The organism is Bartonella sp. AA74HLJMH (genome assembly GCF_042197045.1).
GTDB lineage: Bacteria > Pseudomonadota > Alphaproteobacteria > Rhizobiales > Rhizobiaceae > Bartonella.
Map to the genome: position 1 here is coordinate 91866 of NZ_JBHIRJ010000006.1, position 14211 is coordinate 106076.

14 protein-coding genes are annotated in these 14211 nt (G+C 37.6%); 8 read left to right on the forward strand and 6 right to left on the reverse strand.

What is annotated here, in order from left to right:
- The first annotated feature begins 183 nt into the window (after positions 1-183).
- The 8 genes from ACFINH_RS05465 to ACFINH_RS05500 all read left to right on the forward strand — a co-directional run bounded on the left by ACFINH_RS05465 (position 184) and on the right by ACFINH_RS05500 (position 9477).
- Positions 184-978 carry a thymidylate synthase gene (locus ACFINH_RS05465; protein ID WP_273722957.1) on the forward strand — a complete coding sequence of 265 codons (795 nt, stop codon included), beginning with the start codon at positions 184-186 and terminating at the stop codon, positions 976-978.
- Entirely contained in the window at positions 975-1484 is a 510-nt protein-coding gene (locus ACFINH_RS05470; RefSeq protein ID WP_375628859.1) for a dihydrofolate reductase, read from the forward strand. The genes ACFINH_RS05465 and ACFINH_RS05470 overlap by 4 nt, the downstream gene beginning before the upstream one ends.
- A 119-nt stretch (positions 1485-1603) precedes the next feature.
- Positions 1604-2743, forward strand: a complete 1140-nt coding sequence (gene hflK, locus ACFINH_RS05475; RefSeq protein ID WP_375612019.1) for an FtsH protease activity modulator HflK — start codon at positions 1604-1606, stop codon at positions 2741-2743.
- 2 nt (positions 2744-2745) lie between these two features.
- Positions 2746-3684: a protease modulator HflC gene (hflC, locus tag ACFINH_RS05480; RefSeq protein ID WP_375606990.1), complete on the forward strand. Its 939-nt coding sequence runs from the start codon at positions 2746-2748 to the stop codon at positions 3682-3684.
- Positions 3685-3835: 151 nt separating this feature from the next.
- Entirely contained in the window at positions 3836-5359 is a 1524-nt protein-coding gene (locus ACFINH_RS05485) for a Do family serine endopeptidase (protein ID WP_375628863.1), read from the forward strand.
- Positions 5360-6064: 705 nt separating this feature from the next.
- The gene (miaA, locus tag ACFINH_RS05490) at positions 6065-6937 is read left to right on the forward strand and encodes a tRNA (adenosine(37)-N6)-dimethylallyltransferase MiaA (RefSeq protein WP_375632343.1); all 873 of its coding nucleotides are present in this window, start codon (positions 6065-6067) and stop codon (positions 6935-6937) included.
- A gap of 270 nt (positions 6938-7207) precedes the next feature.
- Complete coding sequence (locus ACFINH_RS05495) at positions 7208-9007, forward strand: acetolactate synthase 3 large subunit (protein ID WP_375632344.1); 1800 nt, start codon at positions 7208-7210, stop codon at positions 9005-9007.
- Positions 9008-9339: 332 nt separating this feature from the next.
- Complete coding sequence (locus ACFINH_RS05500) at positions 9340-9477, forward strand: hypothetical protein (RefSeq protein WP_375632345.1); 138 nt, start codon at positions 9340-9342, stop codon at positions 9475-9477.
- 188 nt (positions 9478-9665) lie between these two features.
- On the opposite strand, the gene ACFINH_RS05505 is transcribed toward ACFINH_RS05500, so the two are convergent.
- The 6 genes from ACFINH_RS05505 to ACFINH_RS05530 all read right to left on the reverse strand — a co-directional run.
- Entirely contained in the window at positions 9666-10190 is a 525-nt protein-coding gene (locus ACFINH_RS05505) for a TauD/TfdA family dioxygenase (RefSeq protein WP_375632352.1), read from the reverse strand.
- Positions 10191-10208: 18 nt separating this feature from the next.
- Positions 10209-10505, reverse strand: a complete 297-nt coding sequence (locus tag ACFINH_RS05510) for a hypothetical protein (protein WP_375632346.1) — start codon at positions 10503-10505, stop codon at positions 10209-10211.
- Positions 10506-11044: 539 nt separating this feature from the next.
- Entirely contained in the window at positions 11045-11374 is a 330-nt protein-coding gene (locus tag ACFINH_RS05515) for a hypothetical protein (protein ID WP_375632347.1), read from the reverse strand.
- A 30-nt stretch (positions 11375-11404) separates the two neighbouring features.
- On the reverse strand, positions 11405-11893 hold the full coding sequence (locus ACFINH_RS05520; protein ID WP_375632348.1) for an MFS transporter: 489 nt from the start codon (positions 11891-11893) through the stop codon (positions 11405-11407).
- A 228-nt stretch (positions 11894-12121) separates the two neighbouring features.
- Positions 12122-13048, reverse strand: coding sequence for a D-2-hydroxyacid dehydrogenase family protein (locus ACFINH_RS05525; RefSeq protein ID WP_375632349.1), 927 nt, complete (start codon positions 13046-13048; stop codon positions 12122-12124).
- Between the two features lie 236 nt (positions 13049-13284).
- The coding region (locus tag ACFINH_RS05530) for a tyrosine-type recombinase/integrase (RefSeq protein WP_375632350.1) at positions 13285-14211 on the reverse strand (927 nt) is incomplete at its 5' end.

Below are 14211 nucleotides of genomic sequence, written 5' to 3' on the forward strand. Positions count from 1 at the left end.
CTTTGTTCATTTATGTCATTTTTTTAGAAGCTGTCTATAGTATTTTATCTTTTGCATCAAAAATTTAGTTAGATCATGATAATTTCTTGTGTAAGATGCTTTTGGAAAAAGATTTGAATTATGTTTGTACGGATTTTACAGTTTTTATTTTCTATAATAAGAAGAATCGGACATAATACCCTCATGAAATCATATCTTGCTCTTTTATCTCATGTTTTAAATCAGGGTATTGATCGGACAGATCGAACGGGTGTTGGAACGCGATCTATCTTTGGGTATCAGATGCGTTTTGATTTACAAGCAGGATTTCCGTTGTTGACAACAAAGAAACTACACTTACGTTCAATTATTTATGAACTTTTGTGGTTTCTTAAAGGCGATACAAATATCGCTTGGTTGAAAGAGCATGGTGTGTCAATTTGGGACGAGTGGGCTGATGAAAAGGGAAATCTTGGTCCTGTTTATGGTTATCAGTGGCGTTCTTGGCCCGCTCCTGATGGACGCCATATTGATCAAATTAACAATCTTTTAACGATGATTAAGGAAACGCCAGATTCTCGTCGCTTGATTGTATCAGCTTGGAATCCTGCATTAATAGAGGAAATGGCGTTGCCTCCGTGTCATTGTCTTTTTCAATTTTACATTGCGGAGGGGAAATTATCTTGTCAACTTTATCAGCGTTCGGCGGATATTTTCTTAGGTGTTCCATTCAATATTGCATCCTACGCATTGCTAACGATGATGATTGCGCAAGTAAGCGGTCTTAAAGTAGGCGATTTTATTCATACTCTGGGAGATGCTCATCTTTATTCTAATCATTTTGAACAGGCAAAATATCAATTGTCTCGTATACCAAATGCTTTGCCATGTATGCGCATAAACCCAGCGGTAACAGATCTTTTTTCTTTTCAATTTGAGGATTTTGAGTTGCTTAATTATGAAGCACAACCCCATATTAAAGCGCCGGTAGCAATATGACGATTTCCATTTGTTTAATTGCTGCTGTTGCAGAAAATGGTGTTATCGGTCGTGAAGGTGCCATGCCGTGGCATTTATCGACGGATTTGCAACGCTTTAAAGCTTTGACGTTGCGTAAGCCCATTATTATGGGAAGAAAAACTTGGGATTCTATTGGGAGACCTTTACCAGGGCGTACAAATATCGTCATTACGCGTGATTGTACCTTTTGTGCTGAAGGGGCTGATGTTGCTCACTCTTTATCGCAAGCTTGTTCTCTTGCAACAAATGTTGCTTCTCAAAATGATGTAGAGGAAATTTTTATTATTGGTGGGGGTGAAATTTTTCAACAAGGGTTGCATATGGCTGATAAAATATTCCTTACAGAAGTTTTAGCTTCTATAGAAGGTGATAGTTTTTTTCCTGTTTTTGATAAAGAAAAGTGGACTATTGTGCAAACACAAGATATTCCAAAAGGGGATAAAGATAGTCATCCGACACGTTTTGTTGTTTATGAGCGGAAATAATTTTTTGTAATATGAAGTGGAAGGGTTTATCAGTTGTATTGTAATGAGGTAAGAGACACCCTATAAGATCAAGCAAATGGTTGGTGTTCGAGTAGTGGTAATCAGTTAAAGAGGTGATAATGCCCTGGACAAATCAAAATGGTGGTGGCCCGTGGAGTGGCGATAAAAACAGTGGTGACAAAAAAACACCAGCTAAGAATCTCTTTGGTTCTGGTGGCGGTAATGGTGGCGAAAATGGTCCTAATCTTAATGAAATTTTGCGCAAAGGGCAGGATCAGTTTAAACAATTCGGGAGAAGCAGTTTTTCTGTTTTATTCCTTCTGCTTATTGTGTTTTTTTGGCTATACCAGTCAATTTATATTGTTCAGCAAAATGAACAAGCGGTAGAGTTGCGCTTTGGCATCCCTAAAGAAGGCATTATTGGTGATGGGTTGCATTTTCATTTTTGGCCAATTGAGACCTATATGAAAGTCCCTTTAACGGAAAAAACAATCGCGATTGGTGGGAAGCCCGGTCAGGCGCAACAAAGTGATGGTTTAATGCTTTCGAGTGATCAAAATATCGTTAATGTTAATTTTTCCGTTTATTATCGGATTTCATACCCTAGTCAGTTTTTATTCAATGTGAATGATCAAGAGGGAACTGTCCGCCAAGTTGCTGAGAGTGCAATGCGTGAGGTCATTGGTTCGCGGCCGGTTGATGATGTTTTACGTGACAAGAAAGAAGAAGTTGCTAATGACGTTAGAAAGATTATCCAGTTGACTGTGGATAAATATCAACTTGGTGTCGAAATAAGCCGTGTTTCTATCAGTGAAGCTGCTCCTCCGACAAAGGTTGCTGCTGCGTTTAATTCTGTTCAGCAGGCGGAGCAGGAACGTGGAAGAATGATTGAAGAGGGGAATCGTGTGCGTTTTACGAAAATTGGTTTAGCAAATGGTGAAGCTTCACGCACACGGGAAATCGCAAAAGGTGAAAAGGCACAAATGGTTGAAGAGGCAACAGGGCGTGCTGAACGTTTTCAGGCGATAGCTCGAGAGGCTGCGATTTCACCAGAAGCTGCTCGCTACCGTCTCTATATGGAGACGATGGGGCGGATTCTTTCTTCACCAAATAAGCTGGTTCTTGATCAGGCAAATTCTCCAGCGGTGCCTTATTTACCTTTGAATGAATTGTTGCGTAGCAAGTCATCGGAAAAAGTAAAGGCAACAGCAGCGCGTCCTGCGTTACTCTTAGATTCTCGTATTTCTGGAGGAGATTAATTATGCAGCAATCTCGCTTTTTGTTTGTTTTTAGTGCTATAGTGTTTGTTTTGATGATTTTGTGGATGTCCGTATTTATCGTCTATCCTCGTCAACAAGTAGCAATTAAGCGTTTTGGACAAATTGTTCAGGTAGAATCTAATCCTGGAATCTATTTCAAGGCGCCCTTTATCGATAAGATGATCATTGTTGATAATCGGTTATTGCGTTACGATGTTCCTACACAATCTGTACAGGTTCGTGGTGGTGCGTATTATGAGGTGGATGCGTTCTTTATTTACCGTATTACAGATCCTAAGTTGTTTTTACAGCGCATTGCTTCTGGGCGTCCACAAATTGCGGCACGTGAAAACCTTGCACCACGGTTTATTGACGCTTTGCGTGCTGTTTATGGTAAGCGAGAATTTAAAGCAGCCTTATCGGATGAACGAGGCGCGATGATGGCTGAAGTACAGAAGCAATTTTCTGTAGATGCAGGCTCGTTGGGTATTACCATTGTTGATGTGCGTATTCGTAAAACCGATTTGACTGATGCTGTTTCAGAAGATGTCTATCGGCAAATGGCAGCTGAACGTGAAGCTGCTGCGGAAAATATCCGGGCTCGTGGTCAGCAGGAGCGAGATCGTATTGTGGCAGAAGCTAATCGTGAATATGAAGAAATTGTAGCAGCTGCAAAGCGTGATGCTGAAATTACCCGTGGTGAAGGTCAAGCTGAAAGTATTCGTCTTTTATTGAATGCGAGGGAGGCTAATCCGTCTTTTTACGATTTTTGGTTGGCAATGGAACAATACAAGAATTTAGAGAAAACACCGATGGTGATTTCTCCAAATGAGGATTTCTTTTTCTATTTTCGTAATCCGCCGCAGGCAAATAAAGCATTCTTACCGACAATGAATACTGGCCTCAGTAAAACTGATCCAAAATCGGGAGAGAATAGATAAAATAATGGATTGCAGATACGAGATTTTGCATGAAAAGAATGATCTGTGACCATTTTCTTTTATGGTAAAAGTGGTAGAGAGTATCGAGCCGTGCTGGTTTTACGTAGATAAATTTAGTGGGGCTCTTTGCATCTTTGATTAAAGGCATGTCATGGATAGAAGTGTCGTGAGTAAAAATACGTTTTTAAAGTTTTTTATCACAAGAGTTGTTTTTTGTGTGACTTTGTTTCTATCAGGATCAGTGAGTTTGTCTTGGGGAGCCGAGACAAGCAAGGCATTGCTTTCTATTCCTGATTTAGCTTCTGAGCTTTTGGAAACAGTTGTGAATATTTCCACGGCGCAGACTGTTGAAGGAACAGAACAGGATGCAAACACCTCGGTACCCGTTATCCCAAAAGATTCATTGCTGGAGGAATATTTCAGTGATTTTTTTACACCCAAGGATGGTCAAAAAGATAGTCAATTTCAAAAGGTGCGTTCTTTAGGCTCTGGTTTTGTGATTGATGCGCAAAAAGGGATTATTGTTACAAATTATCATGTTATTGTAGATGCTGATGATATTGAAGTTAATTTTACGGATGGTACAAAACTAAAGGCAAAGCTTCTTGGAAAGGATAGCAAAACTGATTTGGCGTTGCTTCAAGTCGATGCAGGAAGTAAAAAATTAAAAGCTGTGCGTTTTGGTGACTCAGAAAAAGCACGTATTGGTGACTGGGTTATGGCTATTGGTAATCCTTATGGTTTTGGTGGAAGTGTGACGGTTGGTATTATTTCTGCACGTAATCGTGATCTTAATGCTGGTCCCTATGATAATTTTATTCAAACAGATGCAGCAATTAATCGGGGAAATTCTGGTGGGCCGTTATTTGATAGAAATGGTGAAGTCATTGGCATTAATACAGCAATTGTTTCACCTTCGGGAGGATCTATCGGTATTGGATTTGCTATTCCATCGGATATGGCTCTTTCTGTTATTAATCAATTGCGTGATTTTGGAGAAATAAGGCGTGGTTGGTTGGCTATTCGTATTCAGCCGGTAACAGAGGATATTGCAAAAAGTTTAAAATTGGACAATGCTGTGGGAGCATTGGTGGCTGGTAAAATAGAACAGACGGAAGAAAATAATGTAGATAATAGCCAGTTACAAACTGGAGATGTTATTCTTTCCTTTGGTAATTCCAAAATTAAGCATGCACGTGATTTGCCGCGTTTAGTTGCAGAAAGTTCAGAAGGAAAAGTGGTGGACGTTACTATTTTACGCAATGGGCAAGAAGCAACAGTAAAAGTTAAGCTTGGACGTTTGATTGAAACAGATCCAAATGAAGATACAGAAGAAGTTGATGATAAAAAAAATCAAGATCTGTCGAAAAACGTGACAATGCAATTTATGGGAATGACGTTATCTGAACTGACAGAGGATTTGCGTCATCGTTATTCAATTTCAGATAAACTTCGAGGACTAGTGGTGACATCTGTTGCACAAAATAGTGCCGCGGATAAAAAGCGTATTCGCGTTGGTGAAGTGATTGTTGATATCAATCAGAGTTCTATCACAACAATTGATGAGGCTAAAAAACGTATTCATAAATTACGTGAAGCTGGACGCAAAAATGCTCTATTTATTGTAGCGCGTCCAGATGGAGAGTTACGGTTCGTAACGCTCCTAATGGATTGATCCTTAAAAAATTATTTTTTGTTTTTTATCAGCCTTAGTGTGTGGGATATTTTGCAAGTCAGCCATGTGATGTCCAATATTTCTCAAGCTCATTTCACGATAGAGAGCATGGGGTGTGCAATATAAAATCCATTGGAAATCATTATATCTTTATGCTGAATATCAAAGTATAAATTGGTGTCATCATAGTATTTTTCAGTTCTCAATATTGTAACAGCCTAGACTTTGAAATGCTGCATAAGAGATATTGGTACACCTTTCTTAAGTCCATTTTTATCTCTGCTTGTGATGCGCACGTAAATGGTATTGATATGATACTTTATGAGGCTCTTATTATAAACCGGCGTAGCATGCTATTTTTATAGGAAAAAATAAAGCTATTTGATTGTATAGATTAAACTTAGTATTATTTTCATAAATGATGACAAAGAGTATATTTTTAATGGCCTTAACGGACAGAATTATTATAGCTGTGGTTTGTTATTGAATTATGATAGCAAAAAATGCTTGGAAATTCCTTTGGTGTTGTTATTAAGTCCATTTTTTCTTTTTTATAAGTTTCATAAGGGGCTTTGTCTTAAGGGGAATTTGTGTTCGTATTTTTGTTTGAAGTATTTACTCTATGATAATGGAGAGAAAATACAGGAAGGCTTTGGGGGTGTCTGCATGTTGCAATAAGTTATTGATTGGGAGAAATTGCTATTCATGACACAGAGAACAGTTACATTAATAGCAGGGCCAACGGCAAGTGGGAAGTCAGAACTTGCCTTGCAAATGGCTCAAGAAAAAAATGCTCTCATTATTAATACTGATTCAATGCAGGTTTATAATGTTTTAAATATTTTAACGGCACGGCCGGGGGAGGCTGATACCGCGATTGTTCCCCATTATCTTTATGGTCATGTGAGTCCTATTTTGAATTATTCAGTAGGGCAATGGTTGTGTGATGTCGAGAAGCTATTGACTACTTTTTCTTTAAGATCAGTTATTTTTGTTGGTGGGACAGGACTTTATTTTCGTGCTCTTTTAGAGGGGATTTCGGAAATCCCTCATGTTCCAGATGTTGTGCGGCAGAAGTGGCGTTTGCTGCTTGATAAAGAGGGACCTGAAAGTCTTTATCGCCAGTTGTTGCAGATTGATGCTGTTGTTGCTGAAAAAATTTCTTCGCACGATAGACAGCGTATTGTCCGTGCTTTGGAAGTTTATGATGCAACCGGTAAGACGCTCAGTTGGTGGCAGAAACAAAAAACAACACCTCTCATTGCGCCGAATTTGACTGAAAAAATTCTTCTCATGCCACCACGTTCTCTGCTTTATGAACGTATTCATAAACGCTTGGATTCTATGATTGAAAGAGGAGCTTTAGAAGAAGTGGTGGCTATGAAAAAACTTAAACTTTCCCCTTCTTTACCAGCAATGAAGGCTATTGGTATACCTGAATTTATGGCTTATTTGGATGGATATAGAAGCTTTGAGAATGCTCTTGAAGCGGTAAAAATACAAACGAGGAGATATGCAAAAAGACAAATGACATGGTTTCGTAATCAATTTGATGAAGAATGGATGCTTACTTTTTGATAAAAGAGTTAGAGCTTTGCAAAGAAACTTATCGAAAGATAAAAGATAATTCGTGAAAAAGAAATTTTTTAGAAAATATAATTTTTTATTGACGAATGGTATCAATGGAATTAGAAATCTCTCTACAAGGAATTTTTTATATATTTTATACGTTGGAATAATGGGGGTAATCATACAGTATGTGTTGTGTAATGGGCTCCTTTGGGGGCTTTTTTTATGGGCTCCGTTAGGGGCTTTTTTATTGTCCTATAAAGTAGGTGAGTGGGAAAAATGAGAAATGATCCAAGAAAGCAAGAGAGTGCAGATGGAAAAATAATGTCTGGCGCTGAAATAGTGGTTCAAGCTCTTATAGATCAAGGCGTTGAACATATTTTTGGTTATCCTGGTGGGGCTGTTTTGCCTATTTTTGATGTTCTTTATCACCAAGATACACTCCAGCATATTTTGGTGCGCCATGAACAAGCCGCAGGGCATGCAGCTGAAGGCTATGCACGCAGCACAGGGAAGGTAGGGGTTATGCTTGTGACTTCTGGTCCAGGGGCAACGAATGCTGTTACACCTTTGCAAGATGCTCTTATGGATTCGATACCTCTTATTTGTTTTTCTGGGCAGGTGTCAACAACGGTGATTGGAACAAATGCTTTTCAAGAGGCTGATACAGTTGGAATTACAAAGCCTTGTACGAAGCGTAATTGGCTGGTTAAAAATGTCAATGATCTTGCGGCTATTATTCATGAAGCTTTTTTTCTTGCTCAATCAGGTCGTCCTGGGCCGGTTTTGATTGATATTCCTAAGGATGTTCAATTTGCTTCAGGATTTTATAGAGCACCTCAAGTTCAGGAGTCTTTACATTCTTTTCCATCGTTGAAAGGGAATACTAAGGCTATTGAATCTGCCGTTTCTCTTTTAGTTGAGGCAAAACGCCCTATTATTTATTCTGGTGGTGGTGTTATTTCATCGGGGATGAAAGCTATACAGCTTTTACGTAATTTGGTTCAATTGGGGGATTTTCCGATTACTTCAACTTTAATGGGACTTGGTGCTTATCCTGCTTCCGGTAAAAATTGGCTTGGAATGCTTGGAATGCATGGAACCTATGAGGCTAATATGGCCATGCATGATTGTGATGTCATGTTAGCTGTTGGAGCACGATTTGATGATCGTATCACCGGGCGCCTTGATGCATTTGCACCTCATGCGCGTATTATTCATATTGATATTGACCCTTCTTCTATCAATAAAATTGTAAAAGCAGAAGTTCCAATTATTGGTGATGTGGCTTGTGTTTTAGGAGATATGACGCAACTCTTAAAGATACAGCAACCAGCGTTTAACAGTGAAGTCCGTGAGGCGTGGTGGACGCAAATTAACCGTTGGAAAGCTCGTAATTCATTGGCATATGCGGAGAAAAAAGATGTCATTATGCCGCAATATGCTCTTGAACGGCTGTATGCTTTTACCAAAGATGCGAATGCTTATATTACAACGGATGTCGGGCAGCATCAGATGTGGGCAGCGCAGTATTATCATTTTGATGAACCAAAACATTGGATGACTTCTGGTGGTCTTGGAACGATGGGGTATGGTTTACCTGCTGCTATAGGTGTTCAAATAGCGCATCCTGATGCGCTTGTTGTGTGTATTTCTGGTGATGCCTCCATTCAGATGAATATTCAAGAGCTTGCAACAGCTATTCAGCATGACGCACCGGTGAAAATTTTTATTTTAAATAATCAGTATATGGGAATGGTCCGCCAGTGGCAGCAATTGCTGCATGGTAATCGTCTTTCTCATTCTTATACGGAATCTATGCCTGACTTTGTGAAATTGGCACAAGCTTATGGAGCCGTCGGAATTCATTGTTCAAAACCCGATGAACTTGATGATAAAATTCAGCAGATGATTGACTGTGATAAGCCTGTTCTTTTTGATTGTCGTGTTTATCATTTAGAAAACTGTTTTCCTATGATCCCATCGGGATGTGCTCATAATGAGATGTTATTACCCGATGAGGCAAGCGAAGAAGCTATTGCAAATGCTATTTCTTCCGAGGGAAAGATTCTTGTATAAAATGAATATGTTAACAAAATGGTGAAGGATGGTGATGATGAAGTCTTTGGAGTCTTCATCTCTGTCTCTTCTTTGTGGAGAGTTCCTATTATCCTTAGAGCTCATTTTATGATTTTCATTCTTTGTTTAAAGACATGGGGTGTATTATTATTTGTTCATCTAAAAAATGTTATAAGTCGTGTGCACAATTATGTTTGAATTTATTTGTACACGATGTTTGTTTTTTAATTCATATGTTCACATTAATAGCTATTTCGTTGCATTTTTTAGATAATACATTGAATTATCTGTTATAAATTAATTATGTTGTCTCATATATGAAAGATTCCATCGTGCAAGAAAAAAAGCCACAGTGCTTGAAGGGTGCAACCATGCAAGCCGTTATGCCTATGAAAACAATAGAAAAGTTTGTTACTATGTTTTGGTTTTGCATTATGAAATTACTCCAAATAGCTCTTTCAGGGGCTTGATAGGAAAATCCCCCTAGCGGCTTGAAAGGAAGGAAAAAAATAACAAAAATCAAATGCAGCCATAGAAAACCAATAGGTCACCATAGCTTATAATCAGGTATGATTATGCGGGAGAAACCTATACATATGAGATGTATCGTCAATATATAAACCAGAATAATACTCAACATCATATCATTATCAGGATATTAACATTGAAAATTAAATACTCTTTCTTTTATTTGTTCTATATATCTATGATTCCATAAATCTGCAGACACAAACACTCTTTGAATCCACCGCATTGGATTTTCATAACTATCAAATGATCCAAAAAATTTATCTCTAGAGTGTAGGGCCATTCTGTTATCAATGTATAATAATCTTCCTGGTTGTACATCAATTCCAAAAGATACAGCCTTAATAGCTTCATAAAAATGATCTGAAGCTTTCTTGGCTTTTTTTGACTGTGGCTCTAACATGCCTGGATAAAAAACAGCGCTGATATCTGGGAATTCACCGTCCCCTTGAACGAGGGGCACTTTACTTGTAGAAGTTACCCCATTTTTTCTCCATCTATAGGGAATATTAATTATATATAAATTATCCCTTAAGCTCCTCAAATCCTCCTCACTTAAAAGTTTTAAAGCTAGACGTGCATCAGATATTCTCGTTAACGGACCATCAACACCATTGCGAACACCAGATAAAAGTATCCCCTTTAGGAGATAAATTTAAATCCGTTATAAATTTTAGTACAGCATTTTCATATGAAAATCTAACTCAACTTCAGATCCTAATCCTGTATAATCTTTTTTATTATCTTCTAAAGGAACTAGGTTATTTACTATATGTTCGCCTTCAAACTTAATTGAATAAGGCTCTCCGATCAATAAAGAAAACATCATAATTAAATTTTCGCTAATATAGCCACTTTTACAAGACGCATCTAAATTGTAAGGATTAGGTGACATATTAATTTGTCTATCAACAGGAAGGTTTTCAAAGATTAAATATGGTCTAGGGGTAATAGACACTTTTTGGTTCATAAGAATTGTCAATATTCTATGTGGTAGCAGCGAAAATGCTATTTTTTTAACTCAACCGAATATTCAATACCACCGTATGGATCATAAATAACATGGTCTAAAGCCTCTCAAAGTTTGTCTCTTTATTGCTCAACTAAAAAGTATTTTCCATTTATCATTATAATTTCCCCCAATTATATTTCCCTACTTTTTTATTAAAAAAGTGAAAAAACAATAATTAAAATCAGCCATGTTAGAAAATAAGTGCCTGTAAAATCTTGGATTAATCCAAATAATGGTGGAGTAGTAATAATTGCGATTTGATTTACAGATATTGCTAAACCCAGAGAAAACACAACGCTTTCTTTCGGCTTAAGAGTCTACAATATAAGCAGCCCAAGGGCCATACCATTCCATTCCCAAAAAACTAACCAAGCAGATAAAACAGTTAAATAAATTATGGATCCACTTATGCCCAAAATTAATATTAAAAATCCAAAAACGACTGCAATCATGCAAAACAAGACAGGAAAAAATTGTCCTTTTTTACAATGATCACACTACGCTGCTAAAATAATTCTTCCTAAGGCACCAGAAGCCTGTGAAACAAAAAATAAATAAGCACTTTTATCTAGAGACAGGTGATAGATTCTATAAAAATAGATCGTTATAAAAATGGTTAAAACATATTGAACGATCACAAGTGAAACGCTTGGAAAAATAATATTCTTCATATGAGGCGCAGCCAACAGTGCAAGACGAGATCTTACATTTGCATAGAACGAAATTCTTGCCTTGCTTTTTGGAACGATAGCGATAACTTTTGCTGGTGAGTGATAAAAAATAATAAATATACATCCCCCTAAAAAAGAAACTATGGCACCGACCAAAACGCACCTTGTATGCCATAGACAAGCACACTAGCAGGAAGAACTATTCCAGCTAATGCCCCTACAACCTAATGTTAACCCCGCCTGCCTTATTCCCATTGCAAATCCGCGCTGCGATTGTGGAAACCATGAAGAAACAGATTTAGCGCCACCGGGTTGAGCAGAACTATAAAATTCCCCTATAATTAGCAAACAAACCAAAAGGGAAATATAGTTATCTGCGATTGCTCCCAACAAAAGAACGACAGAAACGCCGACCGCGCCAACTCCAACAATATAGCGCTCGTTAAACTTGTCTAGTAATTCGTCAGCTACAAGTAAGCCAATAATAGGTAGGAATTGCGCTGCTGAAGACAGCAAACCTATTTGAGAGTCACTAAGCGAGAAATCCTTCTTAAAAAATTCAGCTAAAGGACCAATCCCTTGAACAAAGAAGCAGGCTGATGCTTGAGCGATCGTGGCAACAAGCAATATAATCCATCTATAATAATTTTTTCCTATAAATTTATTATTGCTCACTCCGCCCCCCTCCAATTAAAGTGTATTCCAATGAAGTAGCCTTTTTTAATGATTGCAATAATAAATTGTGTATTTTATGCTGATTACATAAAAATCTGTTCATACTATTGGTATTAATATGAAAACTAAGGAATATGCTTAATTTAAGGAAATAAGCTATTATGTGTCGTGCAAATTTGATACGCTAGCGATATAAGATAAATTTTACAAACATTGGCTCAGCCGGCATTAAGCGCTCTTCATAAAAGAAGCTATATTTTGGCAAGCTTTTTCAATATAATTCTCAAAGCTTTCTTCAGTCACATAGCCCAGATGTGGCGTGCAAAGAACTCTATCTGATTGCAATAATTTTCTCCCATATACTGGCTCGCTGTCATAAACATCCAGTGCAAAGTAAGTTGAATTTTCCAAACTTAGTATTTTTTCTATCGCCCCTTTTTCAACCAAAGCTGAACGCGCTGTGTTAACAAAAATAGCATGTGGTTTCATGCTCAATAGATCATCTAATTTTATGATTTCTCTTGTTTTATCGCTTAAACGTAAATGTACGGATATAATGTCAGGACGTGTAAAAAATTCATCTTTTGAATGCGTAAAATGATAACCTAAATTTTTTGCTTCTTGCGTTGAACGCTCGCTCCCATAAACTAAAATGGACATGCCAAAAGCTTGAGCATATTGAGCAACCATTTTGCCAATACGCCCAAACCCGAATATTCCAAGAGTAGCCCCTTTCATTTGGTTGCCAAATGTTGTTTGCCAGCGTCCTTTTTTCATATCAGACACAGATTTATAGAGTTTTCTACGCGCAGACATAATTAAGAGCCAGGCAAATTCAGCAGCAGAAGTTGGATCTCCACCACCGTCTAATATTTCAATTCCTAAGTCTCTACAAGCTTCTATATCAATATGTGAACCTATAGGGCCTGTTTGGCAGATTAATTTTAAATTTGGCAGTTTCAGGAGAAGATTTCTATCAACTATAGTCCGCTCTCTAATTAAGATAAGAATATCTATCTCTTTGAGCTTATCTTCTAAATTACATTCTTTAGCTAAATTATTTATAACCAGCACTTCATGCGATTTCATTAATTTTGTAATAGACTGTAATGTTAGGGTGGCTTTTTGATAGTCATCTGGAATTAATATTTTCAATTTAAACTTTCCGTTTCATTCATCAATATTTGAGCTCATTATTTCATTTCTAAAACAACCAAAAAGCAATCTCATCGCTGATATTTTGACATAACACCAAGCCTATTAACAAATTATACCCCTTGATGTATTGTTATTTCTAGCAACGGTAACAAATAATAATTAAATCAAAAAGTTATATTTGTAGTAAGGGATTAGGTGCTTATTGATTCTATTATGTTTTTTTATCTCTATCCCTAACTTTTTTGGAGCTTTTGTATCGATTCAAGGGAGAGTTTTTTGCGATCTGCGCTCTTGGTATAAAGAGATGCCATACTGTCATTTGTCCAGCCAAAGAGTGCTTTCAATTGTGATACTGTTGCACCAGAGTTAGCTGCGCGTGTTGCTGCTAATTTTCTTAAGCCATGCGCTGATTTTTTGATACCTGCTTGGGTACAAGCATTATAAAATGTAATTCCGAAGCTTTTTTTGGGTATTTTTTTCCCGCGTTTACCACAAATGAATGTTTCTTCTCCAATAGGACCAACTTCAAGCGTTTTGGCTAATTCCGGTAAAATAGGTAGAAAGACATCTGTTTTAAATTGGCTCTTTTCTGTTTTGATGTGAATGATATTATCTTTGACGTCTTTCCAGCCAATGCGGACCGCATCACCACGACGCAGACCCGTATATAAAAGAACATCAATCCAAACACGTTCATGGGTACCATGTGACCAGCGTTGGTAATATTTTTCAACATCTTCTTCTGTCCAAACGGGAAAGCCCTCTTTATTTTTAAGAGGAGGTCTTGTGATACCTAAAGTAGGGTTGCTTTCCAAAAGTCCGTGTTCAATTGCCCATTTAAAAAGCCCATTTAGGGATTGTAGAAAGTCTCTAGCCATTGCTGGTGTTTCTTTGCGCCGTTCAACACCGGCTATGATATGTTTCTTTTCGATTGCTTGGTATGAAATGTGACCTATAGTATCGCACACTTTCATAAGAGTGTATTCTCTTTGTTTCTTTGTGGCTTTAGCAAGGTTATGCCAATTGGAGCTATTAAAATACTGTTTAAGGAGCCATGCGAATGAACCTTCGACTAGCTTACCAGTTTTTGATTTAGGAAGTATAAGCCCTTGTAACTCGGCAAGTGCGCTTTTGTAGTTGTCAACAAACTCTTGCGTTCC

Coding starts and splice junctions, on each gene's coding strand:
- hflC (WP_375606990.1), top strand. CDS start 2,746: ATGCAGCAATCTCGCTTTTTGTTTGTTTTTAGTGCTATAGTGTTTGTT.
- ACFINH_RS05495 (WP_375632344.1), top strand. CDS start 7,208: ATGAGAAATGATCCAAGAAAGCAAGAGAGTGCAGATGGAAAAATAATG.
- ACFINH_RS05470 (WP_375628859.1), top strand. CDS start 975: ATGACGATTTCCATTTGTTTAATTGCTGCTGTTGCAGAAAATGGTGTT.
- miaA (WP_375632343.1), top strand. CDS start 6,065: ATGACACAGAGAACAGTTACATTAATAGCAGGGCCAACGGCAAGTGGG.
- ACFINH_RS05510 (WP_375632346.1), bottom strand. CDS start 10,505: ATGAACCAAAAAGTGTCTATTACCCCTAGACCATATTTAATCTTTGAA.
- ACFINH_RS05485 (WP_375628863.1), top strand. CDS start 3,836: ATGGATAGAAGTGTCGTGAGTAAAAATACGTTTTTAAAGTTTTTTATC.
- hflK (WP_375612019.1), top strand. CDS start 1,604: ATGCCCTGGACAAATCAAAATGGTGGTGGCCCGTGGAGTGGCGATAAA.
- ACFINH_RS05465 (WP_273722957.1), top strand. CDS start 184: ATGAAATCATATCTTGCTCTTTTATCTCATGTTTTAAATCAGGGTATT.